Raw genomic sequence first — 18,401 nt, 5'->3', positions numbered from 1 at the left:
AGGAAAGGGCGTAGGATGAAACAATTATTCCGGGTTAATAGTCAGCGCATGATGAAACGGTTGGAACAACTAGCAGAGATTGGCAGAACAGCAGAAGGGGGGGTGACGCGCGAGGCGTTAACAATCGAAGATCATCAGGCACAAATGCAGGTGACGAAATGGATGGAAGAAGCGGGATTAACCGTTTATCACGATCATTTTGGTAATCTAATCGGCCGGAAAAACGGAAACAATCGACATGCACCGGCGGTAATGATCGGCTCGCATATTGATACCGTTCCGAATGGAGGGATGTTTGATGGCACCGTCGGGGTGATCGCCGGTATCGAAATCGCGCAAATTTTAAAGGAAGCGGCGGTCACGCATGATCACCCGCTGGAGGTCGTCGCTTTCCTTGACGAGGAAGGAACCCGATTTTCCGGTGGATTGTTCGGCAGCCGCGGGATGGTCGGAAAAGTCAGCCAGGAGGAATTATGGAAAACGGATGAAGCGGGGGTGAGCCGTCTTGAAGCGATGCGTTCCTTCACTCTGGAGCCGGAAAAATGCGGGGAAAGCGTTCGTGGCCCGGGTGAGGTGAAAGTCTATCTTGAAATGCACATTGAGCAAGGCCCGTTTTTGCAGGCGGTGAACGAGCCGGTAGGAATTGTCAGAGGGATTGCTGGTCCGGCCTGGTTTACAGTGAAATTACGTGGAGAAGCCGGGCATGCCGGTACGGTTCCGATGTCATTGCGGATTGATCCCGTCGCCGGCGCGGCGGAGCTGATCGCGAAAATTGAACAGATTTGTTCGCAGGAGGCGGAGGCGGCGACCGTCGGGACGGTTGGAAAGATTAGGGCATTTCCCGGCGGAGCGAATGTCATTGCCGAAGAAGTACAGTTCAGCCTTGATATTCGCGATACCGATTTGGAGAGAAGAACAGCGCGAATAGAGGAGGTTAAAGCAGCGGCGCACGCTATTGCAGAAAAGCGCGGCTTACAGCACGAGCTAATTTGCCATCTTGTTCAGCCGCCAGTTGAATGTGCCGGGCACGTGATAGCACGAATGCAGGAAGCGGCGAAGTCACTCGGATACGCGCCGCCGTTGATGATAAGCGGTGCCGGCCATGATGCGATGATGATGAAAGAGATCACAGATATGGGGATGATTTTTGTTCGCTGTCAGGATGGAATCAGCCACAACCCTAAGGAGTGGGCGGAGATTGAGGACATCTCCAAGGGAGCTTCGATCCTGCTGGAAACGACGTTGCAGTATCTTGCTTACCAATAAAATAAGCAGTATGGAGGGAGTTTATACGATGAGTCAGAAAAGAGAAGTAAGTTTACAGGGAAAAGATATTATGCCTACTTTAGACAAGGAAAGAAATATTTCGACTTTCGGCTTCTTCTTCTTATGGGTAGGGATTGCCGTACAGCTTGCGACTTTTACGACGGCAGCTCAGCTTTACCCCTCCTTATCTCCAGGTCAGATCGTAACCGCGGCGCTGTTGGGAAATTTAGTGGTTGCCGCGTTGCTCGTGCTGCTCGGTGACTTCGGGATTAAATACGGGATTCCGTACGCGGTTTATATTCGGGCATGCTTCGGTTACTTAGGAACACATATTCCGGCTACTGTTCGGGCGATTCCGGCTATATTCTGGTTTGGCTTCCAAACATGGATGGGGGCCTTTGCCTTAAATGAAATTACCATCATCCTTTTTGATTACTCCAATTTGACGCTGTTAATTATTTTATTTGGTGCGATCCAGATTATTAATACAGCAATGGGAATCGATGCAATTAAAAAGTTTGAAATTTTGGCGGCTCCAAGTATTTTAATAATCGGAATCTACTTGCAGTATTTAATTATGACCCAATTCGATATCACCTTCAGCTCGCTTTTCACCCTTGAAGGTGATGGAGGGCTTTCACTTGGATACGGCATCGTTGTCTTCATGGGAATGTACATCACGATGGCCCTTAACGCCTCAGATTTCACGAGATTTTTGAAAGTAAAAAACGCGGATAAGAAAGGCTCGTGGTTTAAAGCGAATAAAGGGAGTGCCGTGAGTCAAGTGTTAGGCTTATTAAGTTCGATGATTCTATTTACGATTATCGGCATGACCAGCGGCGTGGCGACAGGCAACTGGAATCCGATTGAGACGATGACCGCCGTTCTCGGAGAAGGCAGCCCGCTTGTACTTGTGCTTTGTCTCGCCTTTGTTATTTTGGCCCAGTGGTCGACGAATATCAGCGCGAATTTACTGCCGCCTGGTTACATTATTGTCAATTATTTTCCGAAGAAGATTACATTTGCAACGGGGGCGATCATTGCCGGCACGATCGGCTTAGTGATGCAGCCGTGGGCGTTCGCCGATGCCCTGCCGCAAATTTTGATCATCATCTCCGCTCTCTTATCACCAATTGCTGGCATAATGTTTTGCGATTATTACTTCCTGCGCAAGCGCCAGCTTAATATCGAGGAGCTGTATCAATCCGGAGGGCAATATGAATATTGGAATAATGTAAACCCGGCCGCGCTGATTTCTTATGTCCCGGCAGGTCTCTCTGTTTTCTTTTTTCCTGACTACGGATTCTTTACAGCGTTTCTTATTTCAAATGCCCTCTATTACCCGTTGATGAAATTTTGGATTGCGAAGAAATACTACCAGCCGGAAATTTTCGGGAAAATCGAAGTTCAGCATTCATTGGCGCAGCAGCAGCCTGTTGAAAAGAAGGAGGCAATATAACGTGAAAATAAAAGTCATCAATCCGAATACGACGTGGGAAATGACAAAGGGCATCGCCGACGCTGCTGAAAGTGTCAGGCGTCCGGATACGCAGATTATCGCCGTCAGCCCGGAAATCGGCCCAGCCTCAATTGAATCCTTTTATGATGAATATTTAAGTATTCCCGGTGTGCTTGAAGAGGTGAAAAAAGGAGAGGAGGAAGGAGTCGATGCTTATGTGATTGCCTGCTACGGAGACCCGGGCCTGCAGGCAGCGCGAGAAGTGACGGAAGCACCCGTAATCGGCATTGCGGAAGCTTCCTTGTATATGGCATCAATGCTCGCCGCCCGTTTTTCAATTGTAACTGTGCTGCCAAGAATTAAGACGATGCTTGAAGAGCTTGTTGACGGCTATGGCATGAGCAAGCGTGTGCTCAATATCCGGACGACACCGATGTGCGTCCTTGATTTCGAACGTGATCCAGAGAGAGGAATGGAACTCCTGCGACAGGAGGGACGCAAAGCTGTTGAAGAGGAGAATGCCGAGGCGATTCTACTCGGATGTGCGGGGATGGCTGAATTTGCCAATGAGTTAGAAGAGGAATTGCAGGTGCCGGTTATTGACGGTGTGGTCGCCGCAGTGAAGTTTGCCGAAGCGATCGTCGATCTGGGGAAAACGACGAGCAAATTAAAAACGTATAAAGCACCTGAAACAAAACAGTTTATCGGTATGCTCGCCCCATTTGGAAGCAAAGCGTAACCTTTGACTCAGAGGCTTACCACGAAAAGGGAATGTTTTCCCTTTTCAGGTAAGTCTAAACATTTTTGTTCTTAATCTCTCTGTATATTTTCTTTGAGTTTAAAGAAGGTTCCAGGCCAAATTCCTCCAATGTCGCTTCAAGGCGTGAATAGAGCTTCAACGCTTCTATCTTTTTATCCAATTGCCTGTAGACAGTCATTAATTGGTAGTATGTTTCTTCCATCGTCGGGTTGACTTCAATCATTTTCTGAAAGTAGACAGCAGCTTGATCAAGGCGTCCAGATTTCATGAATTGGGACGCTCTTGTTAAGAGACAGGTATGGACGCTCTGCTGCAGTTCTTCCCGTTTATGAAAGCTCCAATGATAGTCCTCTTGTTCCAAATAAGCGCCTTTGTATATGGAAAAAATCGTCTTATAGTTTTTTTCCGAATTTCCAGCAGGTTCCTGCTGTAGCTCCACTAGAGCTTGTTCAATAGTCTGAATGTCAGATTGATAGGCAGTCAGGGTAAACTGATACTGACTTCCGGTTCTTTTAATAACATGGTCGTATCCAATTTCGCGAAAAGCTTTGCGAAGCAAAGAAATACAAGTGTGAAAATTCACCTTTGCTTTCTCGTCAGGCAACTCGGGCCAAAGATCATCAAAAATTTTCAGCCTATCCACAGGGGCATGCTGGTGAAGCAAGTAAGCGAAAAGCTCCTTCACTTTATACGTTTTCCAGGCAAGCGGCTCTCCTTTATAATAGACTTCAAAAGATCCGCAGCAGGAAATGTAGAGCTCCGGGCTGTGTGTTTCGTCATGTTTGATCAACCGATTCATCGTTTTCAAAAGCCGTTCCTTGGTAATCGGCTTGACTAAATAATCGACGACGGTATCCAGTTCAAAGGCACCGACAGCATATTGAGTGAAAGCGGTGACAAAGACAATCTTTATTTTCTCATTTCGTTCACTGATTTTCTTGGCAAATTCAAATCCATTCACCTCTGGCATTTCAATATCCAGAAAAATGACATCAATTTTCGACAAGTCGTTGATCGTAAAGACTTGCATTGGGTCCTGGAAGCGCGCCGATACATATACTTGAGGAATTTCATTTAAATAATGTTCTACTAGTTTTATCGCGTGTATTTCATCGTCGATAATGATGACATTAAGCAATACGTTTGCCTCCTCTCCTTCTCCTTCTATTAGTAGATATCGTATCAAATTAATCTCAAAAACAAAATCAATCCATTCCAAATTCCTACTCATTCTGCGACATAATACTCTATTATACCTAGAAAAAGTCTATGCTTTGACAGAAAACAACATATTTCAGTTTTTTTTAAGTGAGGCTGTAGTATGATGAGCCTAATCGACACGAATTGAACGAATGGGGCATTTTTCGGGAAGGGAAGGGCGAAAATTGGCATTTTTCATCTGTCTGATTTTAATTACATTAACAGCAAGAATGGCGTTTTATTATAAAAGAAAACGGAAAATATATCAAAAAAAGCAGCAAATCAAGCAACGGCTGATTGATTCGCTCAGGACGAACGAAGGGGGAATTGTCTATGACAAAAGTAATTGCAATCACCTCAGGTAAAGGGGGAGTCGGCAAAACGACAGTGACGGCGAATGTTGGGGCGTCCCTGGCACTAATGGGGAAAAAGGTATGTGTCGTAGATGCAGATTTCGGTTTATGTAATTTGGACATTCCTCTCGGATTGACCAATCGCATTATTTTTGATTTGTTTGATTACTTCAATCACACCTCTCTTTCATTGAAAAGCGTGTTAGTAAAGGATAAATATATACCAAATTTTTATTTGCTTCCTGGGAATAAAAAAGGCTCGTTTGTTGAGCATGATCCTGTCTTACTTCACCAAGTAATCTCCGAGATTCGAGAAAGCGGACAATTTGATTACGTGTTGATTGATTCACCTTCCGGCATTGAAAAAGGGTTCGACACGGTCATTCAATCTTCAGATGAAGCGATTGTCGTCACGACTCCGGACTTAATCGCTTTGCGTGATGCTGACAGAGTAATCGGTATTCTTGAAGAAACCATTCGATTCTCTTCTTCCTTAGTGATCAATTGGTACAATGAAAAAGATGGAAGGCTGAGTATTGATGATGTCGTGCAAACGTTGGCGATTCCGTTACTTGGCACGATTTTGGAAGATGAAGCGATTATTACTTCAGTTCAACGGGGTAAAGTGATTACGCTGCAACCGGAGTTGGAAGCAGGAATGAGATTTCGCCAAATAGGCAGAAATATAATAAAGCAGGAAACGAAAGCGTACGAACCAACTAAAAGCATGAAGAAGCAGGCACATTTAATTCCGCTTCCTTTAAAGCTGATGAAGCACAAGCGTAGCAAAAACGACCATTTTGTTAGAGGCATGGCTCGTTAGAAGACGGTAGCGATTTCTCCGGCAAATAATACGCCGGAGTTTTTTTGTTGCACGTTTAAAAGAAAACGGAAGAAAGAACTGAAGGCGGACTCTATTTTTTGCGATACCGTAATCCACCGTCTTGCGCTTTCCGATCTCTTCTCTTGACCTCTCATTGGAAACCTGTTTACAATCAAAGGGTCATAAGAGAGGGGATTGTAAAGAATGGAAAAAGAAGCTGCTGCAAGCCGAATGAGCAGGGGAATGTTTATTGTGATGTTAGGGGCGTTATCAGCATTTGGTCCATTAACGATCGATATGTATTTGCCTGCCTTTCCGGCAATGGCTGAACATCTCCAAACGCCGGCCTCAACGATTCAACTTAGCTTAACGGCATGTTTGCTTGGGCTGGCGGTTGGCCAGATGGTTGTCGGACCGCTAAGCGATATTCATGGGCGCCGCAAACCATTGATCATCGCTTTAACTGTGTACGCTGTCGCTTCACTTTTATGTGCGTTTGCGCCGTCAATCTGGCTGCTCGTGCTGCTGCGCTTTGTGCAAGGTGCTGCCGGGGCGGCGGGAATGGTCATTTCCCGGGCGTGTGTCCGTGATCGCTATTCTGGTTCAGAGATGACGAAGATATTTTCGCTGCTTGTCCTCATTATGGGAGTCGCGCCGATTTTTGCGCCGGTTTTAGGCGGTTTTTTGCTGCAATATGTTTCGTGGCGCGGAATATTCGTCGCTCTTAGTGTTCTGGGGGCTGTGATGCTTCTTCTTATTACATGGCGTTTACCTGAAACGTTAGGTGAAGAGAGCCGTTCAACTGGCGGGATCGGCGAAACGCTGGCGGTATTTAAACGATTGCTGAAGGACCGCTTGTTTATGAGCTATGCTCTGATTGTCGGACTTGCGTCTGGCGGGATGTTTGCCTACATTTCAGGATCACCATTTGTACTGCAGGACCTTTTTCGGGTGTCACCGCAAATGTACAGCATCATTTTCGGGGTGAATGCACTCGGATTGATTATTGCTTCACAAGTAACGGGCCGCTTCGCCGACCGGGTTCCGGAGATTCGATTTCTATTCATCGGTCTATTGCTTCTAGTTAGCGGAGGGGTGATCCTCTCGGTTGTCGTGTTTATGGAGGCCGGCTTACTCGCGCTTTTAGTCGCGCTATTTCTCACGGTTTCCAGCATCGGCTTCATTAACCCGAGCGGAGTCTCTCTGGCGATGAAGAGCCAAGGGAGTCATGCCGGAAGTGCTTCAGCTTTACTCGGGCTTGTGCAATTCAGCATTGGCGGGGCGATGGCTCCGTTAGTTGGAATTGCCGGGGCTACGGCATTGCCGATGGGATTGATTATTTTGCTGTGCAGTGCGGCGGCCTTGTTCGTGTATCAATTTGGCTTGCGAAAGACGATCGCGGCAAAAACACTTCAAACAAAAAAGGTTATGTGAGGAATCGATGAAAAAAACAAATGCGATGAGACTGTTGGATAAAGAGCGGGTTGATTATCAAATGATCAGCTATGAAACGAATGACGGAAAAATCGACGGCGTCTCCGTTGCGGCCAAAATCGGCAAGGACGCAGAGACAGTTTACAAAACGCTCGTCGCACAGGGAGCGAAAAACGCTTATTATGTTTTTCTAATTCCGGTGGCGCAGGAGCTCGATTTGAAAAAGGCGGCAAAAGCCTGTCAGGAAAAAAAGGTGGAAATGCTTGCGGTCAAGGATTTACTTGGCGTTACCGGCTATGTCCGTGGCGGCTGTTCGCCGATTGCGATGAAAAAGCGTTTCCCGACTTTTATTGACAGCAGCGCACAGAGGCTGCCGTCCTTGATTGTCAGTGCCGGAAGGATCGGTCTCCAGCTTGAGCTGCAAACGAACGATTTACAGCAGCTGACCGGGGCGGCTTTTATCGAGCTGACGAAGTGAACTTGCAGATAGCCAAGCTTTGCCCGCAACTGTTCGATATTGCTTAGGACTTGTCCGTGGAAAGGTGAAAGATCAACCTTCCGCGGCAAGTCCTTTTATCGTTGTATTGTTACGTCTGAACTGTGTTGGCGTTTCCCTTGTCATCTCCTTGAACATCATCGTAAAGTAGTTCGGGTTATCATAGCCGACGAGTCTGGCAATCTCGTAAATGCGTAAATCGGTCGTGAGAAGCAGCCGCTTTGCTTCACCGATCCGGCAGCGAAGCAAATAATGCATCGGGGAATAGCCGATATCTTTTTTGAAAATATGACAGACATAGCTCGGACTGATAAAAAAATGATCGGCGATCTGTTGCAGCGTAATATTTTCCATATAATTTTCTTCAATATACGTTTTCATCCGCAAGCTTAACGATGGCGCGCGACCGGTGTGTACCGGCTCTTTTTGCACGGCTGTGATCCGCTGAATGATCGTCAAAATGATGAGTGTCAACTGCTGGCAGACGGCGGCAAAGCCGGGCTGCTTGTCCTGATTTTCCTGAAATATTTTCTTCATACATGCCTCGATATAAGGTGAGCATTCGTTTCTTTTCAAAACAGGCTCAACCGTTGCGGGGATGATATCTCCTTCTGCCAAACCGGAAATCGCCACGTTGCCAATTCCGAGAAAGTAGAGCTTGACCGGAGCGTCCGGCTTGGAAAATTCCTCATGGATCACGCCTTTGTTATAAATGAGAATGTCTCCTTTTTCCCCTTTATAGGTCTGATTGTTAATCTTAAATATTCCTTCTCCCCCGGCAATATAGATCACTTCACTTAGGTCATTATGTTTATGGCTCGGAAAATACCAGTTTGGCTGATTCTCTAACAGGCCGACGTAGCATAGACCGGGTGTTTTTTCAAACGAAAATTCGTCTCCGGCAGACCGGGTAGCATCGAAAGAAAGCTGAACCATGTTGATCCTCCTTTTCCTGCATGTTGTCCTGCTCTTATTCTATGAGGATTTTCACAGAAAATTAGTAAGAAAGCTGAGAAGATGACCAATATGTGCATGATATTGTACGACTATCCAAGCGATTGCCAGTATATAATACAATAACTTTCTTCAAATGGAAGAAAGAGACAAAGCAAGAAGAGTCAGATTGACAAGGGGTCAAAGAGAGTACGAGAGACAAAAGGAGGAAGAAAAATGAGAAAATGGCAATTATGTCTTGGGATGATGATCATTTTTTGCTGTGTACTGGCGGCGTGCTCACAGGATACAGGCTCAGAGGCAGTAGGCGGCACGGATAATGGCGAGGCTAATAATGAAAGCGATAACATTGTCATTGGTACATCTGTTCCTTCATTAGAATTTACCTTTTTTGTTGCTGCGCAAAAGTCATGGGAAGCGACAGCTGAAGAGTTAGGAGTAGAAGCGTTATTTTTCAACGCTGAGGATAATCAATCGAAACAAAATCAGGATATTGAAGACATGGTGACCAGAGGAGTCGATGCGCTCGTTATTATTCCGATCACGACAGAAGGCGTGATTCCGGCGATCCGCCATGCAAATGAGCAGGGCATTCCTGTTTTTACAGTCGACCGCTCGGTTGAGGGAGACAGCGTCGATATTGTCGCCCATATCGGCACGAACCATGTTGAAATGGGGGAAAGTGCGGCGAAGAAGTTTCTTGAAGGGCTCGAAGAAAAGCATCCGGACGCCGAAACGTGGAAGGTTGCTGAGCTGGAAGGAACGCCGGGCTCATCAGCGGCAATCGAACGGGGAAGAGGGATTCATAATGTGCTGGAAGCGGATGAACGGGTTGAAATCGTCACAAGCCTCACCGGCGAATTTTCCTCAACGGTGGCACTCGGGGTCGCGGAGGATATTTTAACGGCGAATTCCGAGCTCCATGGCTTCATTTCTCATAACGACATGATGATCGAAGGCGCACTCCAGGCGGCAAATGCGGCCGGTCGGGCGGAAGACCTTGTTCTGTTCGGGATGGATGGTCAGGTTTCGACGGTGGAAAAGATTATCACGGGCGAAATTTACGGAACGTCGCTGCAGCTGCCGAGCATGCTTGGTGACGGGATGAAGGCGGCGCTTGCTCATTTAAACGGGGAAGAAGTCGAGGAGAATGTGTGGGTGCCGACAGAGCTTATTTATCAAGAAAATGCGGAAGAAATGCTTGAAACGAAAGCGTGGTAACGGATAGCGGCGAGTGAAGCAAATGTCGCTCGCCGCTTTTTCAAAAGATAGAAACGCAAGGAGGGAAGGATGATGATGACTTCCGCTGAAATCCCGATTTTGACTGCGAAAAACATAGGCAAGCAGTTCGGCGGCATTCCGGTTTTGCGCGATATTTCGATCACATTCCGCAAAGGCGAAGTCCATACGCTGCTCGGGGCGAACGGAGCCGGGAAAAGCACCTTAATCAAAATTATCGACGGCATTCATACCGATTATGATGGAGAGCTTTATCTTCATGGCGAGCTGGTGAAGCCGGGTAATACCGAAGAGGCGAGAAAGCTTGGAATCGGTATGGTTCATCAGGAGCTGAGCCTCGTTCCGGAGCTGAGTGTGGCGGAAAATATTTATCTCGGACGTCTGCCGCGTAATAAAGCGGGCTTCGTTAATCGAAAGAAGCTGATTCGTGACAGCAGACAGATTTTAGCGGAGCTTGAAATGACGGTGTCTCCGCACCAGCTTGTTGGTCAGTTGAGTATTGCCGACCAGCAAATGATTGAAATTGCGAAAGTGCTGAGCCAGAATGCCGAGATGATTTTACTTGATGAGCCGACCTCGGCGCTCAGTGAAAGTGAGGTTCAGCGGCTGTTTGCGACGATTCGCAAGCTGAAACAGCAGGAGAAGGCGATCATTTTTATCACGCATAAATTCGAAGAGATCTTTGCGATTTCTGACCGGCTGACTGTGTTGCGTGACGGTGAGCTGATTGACACGATGAGCGTAAATGGAAAGAAGGACGAATTGGAAAAGGTTTTCATTTCCTTGATGACGGGGACGGATCAGGATGAGCTGACCGAGCTTTATCCGCCAAAGGCGGACTCGTTTGGCGAGGTGCTGCTTGAGGTCGAACATTTCAGCTCGGCCGGTCGCTTCGCGAATATTTCTTTGCAAATTAGAAGTGGTGAAATTGTCGGCCTGGCCGGTTTGAAGGGCGCAGGCAGGACGGAGCTGGCACGGGCGATTTTTGGCGCCGACCCAAAGGATGGCGGCCGGCTGCTGCTCGGCGGGAAGGAAATTGAAGTTAAAAGTCCGGCCCAGGCGATCAGGCACGGCATCGGACTGATCACAGAGGATCGCAAAAAGGAAGGCTTTGTTGGCACGCTCGGCGTCAAGGAAAACATTAACCTGACGACGGTGAAGGATACGGTCAGAAGAGGGCTGATCAGTGACAAGCTTGAGCGTCTAAAGGCGCGGACATATATTGAGATGCTCAATGTGAAAACCCCGTCTGAGGATGCGCTCATTCTTCATTTGAGCGGTGGCAATCAGCAAAAGGTCGTGCTGGCAAAGTGGCTAGCGGCAAAGGGACGCGTGCTGATCTTTGATGAGCCGACGAGGGGCGTAGACGTCAATGCCAAGTCGGAAATTTACCGGATCATGAAGGCGATGGCCGACCAAGGAGCGGCGATTTTGTTTATTTCTTCAGAATTTCCGGAGTTGATCGGTCTGTCCAATCGCTGTCTTGTGATGCACGAAGGACGAATTGTCAAGGAGCTTAGGGAAGGCGAGGTAACGAAAGAGAAAATTATGAGCAGTATTTTTGAAAATCAAGAGGAGTGATTCCGATGACGCAACAAAACAGTCCGCTCGAGCCGCAAACAGGGTCCGTGCTCGATGAAGAAAGTGGAAAAGCCCAATGGAAAGCTAAGCTGAGGAATGTCAACTACGCCGTCGTCGGGCCGATCGTCGGCTTGATTTTGGCGATTATCGTCTTTTCGATTTTATCGCCTCACTTTTTAACATACGGCAACATCATTAATATATTGCGTCAGGTTTCAATCATCGGTGTTATGGCGGTGGGCGTCACCTTCGTCATTATTTCGGCCGAGATCGATTTAAGTATTGCCCACATTATGACGTTATGTGGCCTGTTGGCCGGGGCGCTGGCAACGGGAGGGTATGACATCGGCTTTCAGCTTCCGGTCTGGCTCGCCTTTATTGTGACGATTCTCGCCGGCGCGGGGATTGGCGCGATTGCCGGTTTTTTCAACGCGAAGCTGATGGTTCCGTCTTTTATGGCGACATTGGCGATGATGTATATCGCCGAAGGGGCTTATTTATTCTTATCGGGGGCACAGCCGTTATACGGCATTCCCGACAGCCTGCAATGGTTCGGCTCAGGCACGTTGTTCGGCATTCCGGTGATCATCCTCGTCTTCGCGTTCGTCTTTATGATTAGCCACATCATTTTAAGCAAAACCGTATTTGGGCGAAATTTATACGCGATTGGCGGCAATAAGGAAGCGGCGAAAATGTCCGGCATTCATGTGGCGAAGCATAAGATCATTGTGCTGATGATCAGCGGCGGCTGCGCGGCTCTCGCCGGGATCATGATGCTCGGCCGTGTCGGCAGCGCGCAAGTCACCGCAGGTGTTGGACTGATGCTGCCGCCGATTGCCGCTGTCATTCTTGGGGGCACCGCGCTGTTTGGCGGGTCCGGCAGTATGTGGCGGACATTGGTCGGCGTGTTTCTGATGGGTGTACTCGTCAATGGGCTGAATTTGCTTGGAATCGGCTCGGACGGACAAAATCTGGCGATCGGACTCGTGCTGCTCATCGCCGTTGCGGCGAATGTGATGAGTTCGATCAAACGTTAAAAAAATGGAGGCTTGGATGACAATGAAAATTGGTTTTATCGGAGCAGGAGCGATCTCTGAAGTGCATTACCAGGCGTTGCAGCAAATTGAAGCAGCTGAGGTAGTCGGATTTTACGAACCGAACGGGCAATTGGCGGTAAAGCGCGCGCAGGAATGGGGAGCGGTCTCTTATCCAACTTTGACTGAATTGCTAGAGCAAAAGGAGATCGAGCTGATTTATGTGCTTTCGCCGGTCGAGCTCCATGTCGAACATGCGACAAGGGCGCTTGAGTCCGGAAAGCATGTTCTTGTCGAAAAGCCAGTTGCGATGAATGTTGCCGAGATCGAAAAATTGGAGCAAGCGGCAAAGAAAGCCGGCAAGGTGTGCTTTCCCGCTCATAATTATATTTATCATCCGGAAATCATTCGTTTCCGCCGACATATTGAAGAAGGAGTGTTCGGCCAAATTTGCAGCGTCTGGATGACGTTTAATCTCTTTCACAGCGAGGAGCTGGCGTCCCATTATCCAGGGGTCAACCGCCAGATCATGACCCATCATCTTTATACGACGCTCTATCTTCTCGGTCTGCCGAAAACGATTGGCTGTCATACGACGAAATTGCATTATGACGAGCTGGATCAGGAGGATCAGTCGATTATCATTCTTGGAATGGAAAACGGGGCGCAGGTTGTGCTCTTTTCCAGCTTTGCCTGCGATGACAAAACGACGAATCCATGGACGTATATGGTGAAAATTCTCGGCTCAAACGGTGGAGCGGTCCATAATTGGCAGGATGTCGTCTATGAGCGGTCGCTTGGAACATTGAATAAAGCGTACCCGCGCTACGAGGATTTATTCTATTTTGAGGCGAAGTATGTTATAGAGGAATGTATTGCTGCCGGGAAGCCGCCGCTTTCTACTCTGGCAGACGCGAAAGCGGTGCAGGAGCTGGTTGAGCTTGCCGAGCAGCATCAAGGAACGTCATTTGTTTCTTATCAGGTTACTCAAAAGGAGCGTGACGGCAGCAGATGAAAACGATGAAGGCAATGCAGCTGACCGGGGCGCGATCACTACGCTATCAGGAAGTTGAGCGGCCGGTCTGCAAAGAGAATGAGGTCATCGTCAAAGTGCATTGTGTCGGCGTCTGCGCGACGGATTTAGAGATTTACCAGGGCGAAATGATCTATTTTCTTAACGGCCAGGCGACATACCCGATTATTCCAGGTCATGAGTGGTCGGGTGAAGTGGTTGACATCGGCCGCGACGTTACACGGGTCAAGGTTGGCGACCGCGTTGTCGGGGAAACGACGATTTCCTGTGGAACGTGCCGCACATGCCTTGCTGGCAGCTATAATCTCTGTCCGAACCGGGTCGAGAATGGGGTGCTCGGAAAAGATGGTGCCTGCGCAGAATATATGGTTTACCCGGCACATGCGCTCCACGTGTTCGATCCGTCAATTTCCTATGAGCAAGCCTGCCTGCTTGAACCGGCGGCGGTTTCCTTGCGCGGTATCAAACGACTGGAGGTTACGCCTGAGGACAGCGTAGCGATCATCGGAGCAGGACCGGTCGGACTGTTGGCTGTTCAAGCAGCAAAAGCCTATGGTGCGAAACAGGTCGTCCTGATTGATATGAGAGAGACGCGACTCCGGCAAGGGCTTGAGCTTGGTTCTGATGAAATCATTGATCTCTCCCGCGATGATCTCATTGAACGGGCAGCCGCCCTTACCAATGGTGAAATGTTCAGTCGGATTATCGAAGCGAGCGGGAGTCCGGCAGCAGTCGAAAGCATGACGCAAATCGCCGCGGCCGGCAGCCGCATCGTCCTGCTCGGCTTATGCGGAGGGAAACGGGCGAAGATTGATCTCGATACGATTGTCACAAGTGATCTCGACATTTGCGGTTCCTTAGGAAGCCCAGGAGTTTGGCAGAGTGTCGTCGAATTACTTGAAACGAAGAAGCTGGACACTGCGGGTCTCGTGACGCACCGCTTTTCGCTGCATGAATTAGAACAGGCTTTTTCCTTAATGGAGCGCAAGGATCCGGAGATTATTAAAATTGTCATCCACGTTTGCTGAAAAAGAACTAAAGGAGGAAGAAAAAAATGAAAGCGACGCTACGAATTGATGCCAAATCACTGCTTGGAGAGGGCCCATGCTGGGACGGCAAATCTCAGCGTTTTTACTGGGTCGATATACTGGGGAAAACTGTTCATTGCTTTCAGCCGGAGACGGAGACAACTGAAGTGACTGAGGTTGGGGATCTTGTCGGAGCGGTCGTCGTCCGGGAACAGGGCGGCCTGCTCGTCGCCACTCAAACCGGTTTTTATACGCTTGATGAAGCGACCGGTGAAGCTGAGCTGATCAGCAATCCGGAACCTGAATTGGCTGACAACCGCTTCAATGATGGAAAATGTGATCCGGCGGGCCGTTTTTGGGCGGGGACGATGGACATTGATGAGCAGAAGCCGAGCGGCTCTCTCTATGTTCTTCATCCGGACCGGACAGTCGAGCAAAAGCTGAGCGATATTACGATTTCAAACGGGCTGGCCTGGTCAAGCGATCGTAAAACGATGTATTATATTGATTCTCCGACGAAGCAGGTCGTCGCTTTTGATTACGAGCTGGCAACAGGAGAAATCACGAACAAGCGCGTTGTTGTCACGATTCCGGAAGGTGAGGGGATTCCGGACGGGATGACAATCGATCAGGATGACATGCTTTGGGTGGCGCAATGGGGCGGCTATAAGGTGTCACGCTGGAACCCGCGAACAGGGGAGAGAATTGGTGAAGTTGCTGTCCCGGCGAAGCAAGTGACATCCTGCTGCTTTGGCGGTGAACAGCTTGACGAATTGTTTATTACGACGGCGAGAAGAGGGCTTAGTGAAGAAGAATTACAGCGCTTCCCGCATTCAGGTGGGGTCTTCCACATTAAACCGGGAGTGAAAGGAACGCCGTCTTATTCATTTAAAGGATAGGACGAATAAAGAGGAGAGGCAGTTTGCGAGCTGTCTGTCCTTTTGTCCATTTTACTATTTTCCTCGCAGCAGAAACGAATGAGGTGGGAACAGAACAATGGTAACTGATTTACTTTTTGTTTATGGAACATTACGCTCTGGAGGGGAAAATGATCATTATTTGGAGCGGGCCGTCTGTGTCGAGCGGAGCTGCTGGACAGCCGGTGAGCTCCATGATACGGGCGATGGCTACCCAGCACTGAAGCGGCATCCGAAGAAACGCGTAGTCGGTGAGCTGTATGTCGTGGATGCGAAGATATTAGCAAAAATTGATGAGCTTGAGGATTATGTCGTAAATGGCGACAATAATTTATACGAGCGGATTCGCCAAACGGTATTTGGTAAACGCCAGCATCAGGCCTACGTCTATATAGCGGGAAAACCATTACAGAATCTCGATGCTGAAATAAGCAGTGGCGATTGGTTCACTTTTTCCGGGCAGGATAGCGGTAAGGAAGAGGGGGCATAAGGAGGTCGTCCCGCCTTGATGCCCCGCATCGATTAGCTGATTTTTAAAATCGGCTTGATTGTTTTTCCTGTTTTTGAATCCTCAAATGCCTGGTTAATTTGATCAAATTCATAAAACTGGACGAGCTTGTCGAAAGGAAATAATCCTTTTTTATAATACTCAACCAATTCAGGGATAAACAATTGTGGCACCGCGTCTCCTTCGATGACGCCCATAATCGTTTTTCCTTCCGCCATAATATCGTTGTGAACGTCAAATTCGATCGCTGGCGTCACGCCGACAATCGCCACCGCTCCTAGCGGACGAAGCGCGTGAACAGATTGTTTTACCACAGGAGGAACACCCGTCGTCTCGATCGCGTAGTGAGTTCCACTTCCGGTAATGGCTTTAATTTCTTTTACGACATCGCTTTTTTGGCCATTTAAGACATGGGTGGCACCGAGTTCCTTAGCCAGTTCAAGGCGGTTATCGTGAATATCGACGGCAATGATGTGCTTGCAGCCGGCGATTTTAGCGGCCATTACAGCACTTAAGCCGACCGCTCCAGCCCCATAAATGGCGATGGAAGAACCAAAAGCGGGCTTAAGCTTATTCAGGACCGTTCCGCTACCCGTTTGAATCCCGCATCCTAATGGTCCAAGCAGAGCAAGATCAACGTCTTTGTCAACCTTGACGACATTCCGCTGGTTCGCCACGGCGTAAGTACCGAAGGAAGATTGTCCGAAGAAAGTCGACACAGGCTGGTCATGCTGATGAAGACGGTGAGTACCGTCACTCATTTCACCGCCAAAATTCAAATCGTTAAAATTCTCACATGTGGAGGAATGACCGCTCAAGCAGTTTTCACAGCTTCCGCAATACGCATAGGAAAGAACAACATGATCCCCTGGTGCTATATTCTGGACGCCTTCACCGACCTTCTCGACGATCCCGGCTCCTTCGTGCCCGAACACGGCTGGAAACGGTGAAAGCCCTATATCGCGAGCGACCGCATCAGTGTGGCAAACACCAGAGGCCACAATTTTGATTAGTACTTCATCAAGGCGAGGTTCGTGCAGCTCCACCTCTTCAATTTTAAAATCCTGTCCTTGCTCATGAGTTACAGCAGCTTTGATTTTCATTTTTTCGCACTCCCTAAGTTGAAATTGAGCAAAAATAGCCAGTGTTTTTGGCCTAGTCTCATCACAAAATATAGCAAATTTTGTTTGCATTGACTAGAAAATTGCTTGGCTCCTTAGCAGTAGTATGCGTGGGAAGGAGGGGCGCATACGCAGAAAGGAAAGAGTGGTTTTTCTTTGAAATATTCGCTCAATTTGCTATAGTGAATGTAATCAAGCAAAGGAGGTTTCATATGGCTAAAACGCACTTCTTTCCAAACGATGTTGTTCATTTTACTTGGGACAAGCAGCATCAGCCTGTTTTAACGATTGACAGCGGGGACACGGTCATATTTGAAACACGGGAAGTAACCGATAATCAATTTTCGCTTGAATCGACGACTGAGGCGATTGCCAGTCTTGACTGGAATCGTGTATACCCGCTTGCCGGCCCTGTCTACATCAATGAAGCAGAGCCTGGTGATACGCTGGCGATTGAGATTCTTGATTTAAAGCCGAAGGGCTGGGGCTGGACAGCTGTTTTACCGGGACTTGGACTTCTACCGGACGATTTTCCCGATGCTTATTTACGCACATTTGATTTAGCGGATGGCGCGTACATTCATTTCAGAGAAGATATTAAAGTGCCGATTGAACCGTTTCTCGGGACGATGGGCGTCTGTCCAAAAGACGCAGACGGAAGTCCGGTTATGCCGCCCGGAACGTTTGGCGGCAATATGGATACAAGACAGCTGACGATCGGGACCACGTTGTATTTGCCGATTCAGGAAAAAGGCGCGCTGTTCAGCTGCGGAGACGGGCATGCGGCGCAGGGGGATGGGGAGGTTTGTGTATCGGCGCTGGAATGCCCGATGTATTCAAGCCTGAAATTCACCGTGCTAAAAGGGAAGTCGATTCCTTCCCCGCAATTTCAGACGAACGGCCCGCTCACCCCTAAAGTGAATGACAAAGGCTTTTATGGCACAACAGGTGTCGGCCCTGATCTAATGACAGCCGCTCAGGACGCGATTCGTTCAATGGTCGATTATCTGGCAGAAACGTACAAGCTTCCGAAAGTGGACGCCTACCTTTTATCAAGCCTTTGCGTCGACCTGAAAATCTCGGAAATTGTCGATGCAGGTCAATATGTCGTCAGTGCACTATTACCATTAGCCATTTTTACCGAACCTTCTTGAGATAAAAAAAGCTGCCTCAGCGTGGAGGCGGCTTTTTTGGT

17 protein-coding genes are annotated in these 18,401 nt (G+C 48.3%); 14 read left to right on the top strand and 3 right to left on the bottom strand.

Going from position 1 to position 18,401, the window contains the following annotated elements; all coding sequences use genetic code 11:
• Positions 1-15 precede the first annotated feature (15 nt).
• From M3202_RS06580 to M3202_RS06570, 3 genes are read left to right on the top strand one after another with little or no spacing between them, the layout of a single operon-like run.
• Positions 16-1,266 (top strand): M20 family metallo-hydrolase, encoded by a 1,251-nt coding sequence (locus M3202_RS06580; RefSeq protein WP_251222538.1) that lies wholly within the window; start codon positions 16-18, stop codon positions 1,264-1,266.
• A 28-nt stretch (positions 1,267-1,294) separates the two neighbouring features.
• Entirely contained in the window at positions 1,295-2,725 is a 1,431-nt protein-coding gene (locus M3202_RS06575; RefSeq protein ID WP_251222537.1) for a cytosine permease, read from the top strand.
• 1 nt (position 2,726) lies between these two features.
• Positions 2,727-3,464, top strand: coding sequence for an aspartate/glutamate racemase family protein (locus tag M3202_RS06570; protein ID WP_251222536.1), 738 nt, complete (start codon positions 2,727-2,729; stop codon positions 3,462-3,464).
• A 55-nt stretch (positions 3,465-3,519) separates the two neighbouring features.
• Here M3202_RS06570 and M3202_RS06565 read toward each other — a convergent pair whose 3' ends face one another.
• Complete coding sequence (locus M3202_RS06565; protein ID WP_251222535.1) at positions 3,520-4,623, bottom strand: response regulator; 1,104 nt, start codon at positions 4,621-4,623, stop codon at positions 3,520-3,522.
• A gap of 395 nt (positions 4,624-5,018) precedes the next feature.
• Between M3202_RS06565 and minD the strand changes: the two genes are divergently transcribed.
• The 3 genes from minD (at position 5,019) to ybaK (ending at position 7,773) form a co-directional block, all read left to right on the top strand.
• On the top strand, positions 5,019-5,861 hold the full coding sequence (minD, locus tag M3202_RS06560; protein WP_251222534.1) for a septum site-determining protein MinD: 843 nt from the start codon (positions 5,019-5,021) through the stop codon (positions 5,859-5,861).
• Between the two features lie 204 nt (positions 5,862-6,065).
• On the top strand, positions 6,066-7,295 hold the full coding sequence (locus M3202_RS06555; RefSeq protein ID WP_251222533.1) for a multidrug effflux MFS transporter: 1,230 nt from the start codon (positions 6,066-6,068) through the stop codon (positions 7,293-7,295).
• 7 nt (positions 7,296-7,302) lie between these two features.
• Entirely contained in the window at positions 7,303-7,773 is a 471-nt protein-coding gene (gene ybaK / locus M3202_RS06550; RefSeq protein ID WP_251222532.1) for a Cys-tRNA(Pro) deacylase, read from the top strand.
• A gap of 72 nt (positions 7,774-7,845) precedes the next feature.
• Here ybaK and M3202_RS06545 read toward each other — a convergent pair whose 3' ends face one another.
• A complete protein-coding gene (locus M3202_RS06545) occupies positions 7,846-8,727 on the bottom strand; it encodes an AraC family transcriptional regulator (protein ID WP_251222531.1) in 882 nt (293 codons plus the stop codon).
• A 234-nt stretch (positions 8,728-8,961) separates the two neighbouring features.
• Between M3202_RS06545 and M3202_RS06540 the strand changes: the two genes are divergently transcribed.
• From M3202_RS06540 to M3202_RS06510, 7 genes are all read left to right on the top strand, one after another.
• On the top strand, positions 8,962-9,966 hold the full coding sequence (locus M3202_RS06540; RefSeq protein WP_251222530.1) for a substrate-binding domain-containing protein: 1,005 nt from the start codon (positions 8,962-8,964) through the stop codon (positions 9,964-9,966).
• A 69-nt stretch (positions 9,967-10,035) separates the two neighbouring features.
• Positions 10,036-11,565, top strand: coding sequence for a sugar ABC transporter ATP-binding protein (locus M3202_RS06535; protein ID WP_251222529.1), 1,530 nt, complete (start codon positions 10,036-10,038; stop codon positions 11,563-11,565).
• A gap of 5 nt (positions 11,566-11,570) precedes the next feature.
• Positions 11,571-12,602: an ABC transporter permease gene (locus M3202_RS06530; protein ID WP_251222528.1), complete on the top strand. Its 1,032-nt coding sequence runs from the start codon at positions 11,571-11,573 to the stop codon at positions 12,600-12,602.
• A 16-nt stretch (positions 12,603-12,618) separates the two neighbouring features.
• Positions 12,619-13,614 carry a Gfo/Idh/MocA family protein gene (locus tag M3202_RS06525; RefSeq protein ID WP_251222527.1) on the top strand — a complete coding sequence of 332 codons (996 nt, stop codon included), beginning with the start codon at positions 12,619-12,621 and terminating at the stop codon, positions 13,612-13,614.
• On the top strand, positions 13,611-14,660 hold the full coding sequence (locus M3202_RS06520; protein ID WP_251222526.1) for a zinc-dependent alcohol dehydrogenase: 1,050 nt from the start codon (positions 13,611-13,613) through the stop codon (positions 14,658-14,660). The genes M3202_RS06525 and M3202_RS06520 overlap by 4 nt, the downstream gene beginning before the upstream one ends.
• Positions 14,661-14,686: 26 nt before the next feature.
• The gene (locus tag M3202_RS06515; protein ID WP_251222525.1) at positions 14,687-15,559 is read left to right on the top strand and encodes an SMP-30/gluconolactonase/LRE family protein; all 873 of its coding nucleotides are present in this window, start codon (positions 14,687-14,689) and stop codon (positions 15,557-15,559) included.
• Between the two features lie 97 nt (positions 15,560-15,656).
• Positions 15,657-16,067, top strand: coding sequence for a gamma-glutamylcyclotransferase family protein (locus M3202_RS06510; protein WP_251222524.1), 411 nt, complete (start codon positions 15,657-15,659; stop codon positions 16,065-16,067).
• 32 nt (positions 16,068-16,099) lie between these two features.
• On the opposite strand, the gene M3202_RS06505 is transcribed toward M3202_RS06510, so the two are convergent.
• Complete coding sequence (locus M3202_RS06505) at positions 16,100-17,188, bottom strand: NAD(P)-dependent alcohol dehydrogenase (RefSeq protein WP_251222523.1); 1,089 nt, start codon at positions 17,186-17,188, stop codon at positions 16,100-16,102.
• 230 nt (positions 17,189-17,418) lie between these two features.
• On the opposite strand from M3202_RS06505, the gene M3202_RS06500 reads away from it, so the two are divergent.
• Entirely contained in the window at positions 17,419-18,360 is a 942-nt protein-coding gene (locus M3202_RS06500) for an acetamidase/formamidase family protein (protein WP_251222522.1), read from the top strand.
• Positions 18,361-18,401 lie beyond the last annotated feature (41 nt).

Source organism: Halalkalibacter oceani, from assembly GCF_023715605.1.
GTDB lineage: Bacteria > Bacillota > Bacilli > Bacillales > Bacillaceae_D > Halalkalibacter > Halalkalibacter oceani.
Note: the sequence above shows the minus strand (reverse complement) of the source record. Positions and strands in the feature narration are given on the sequence as shown.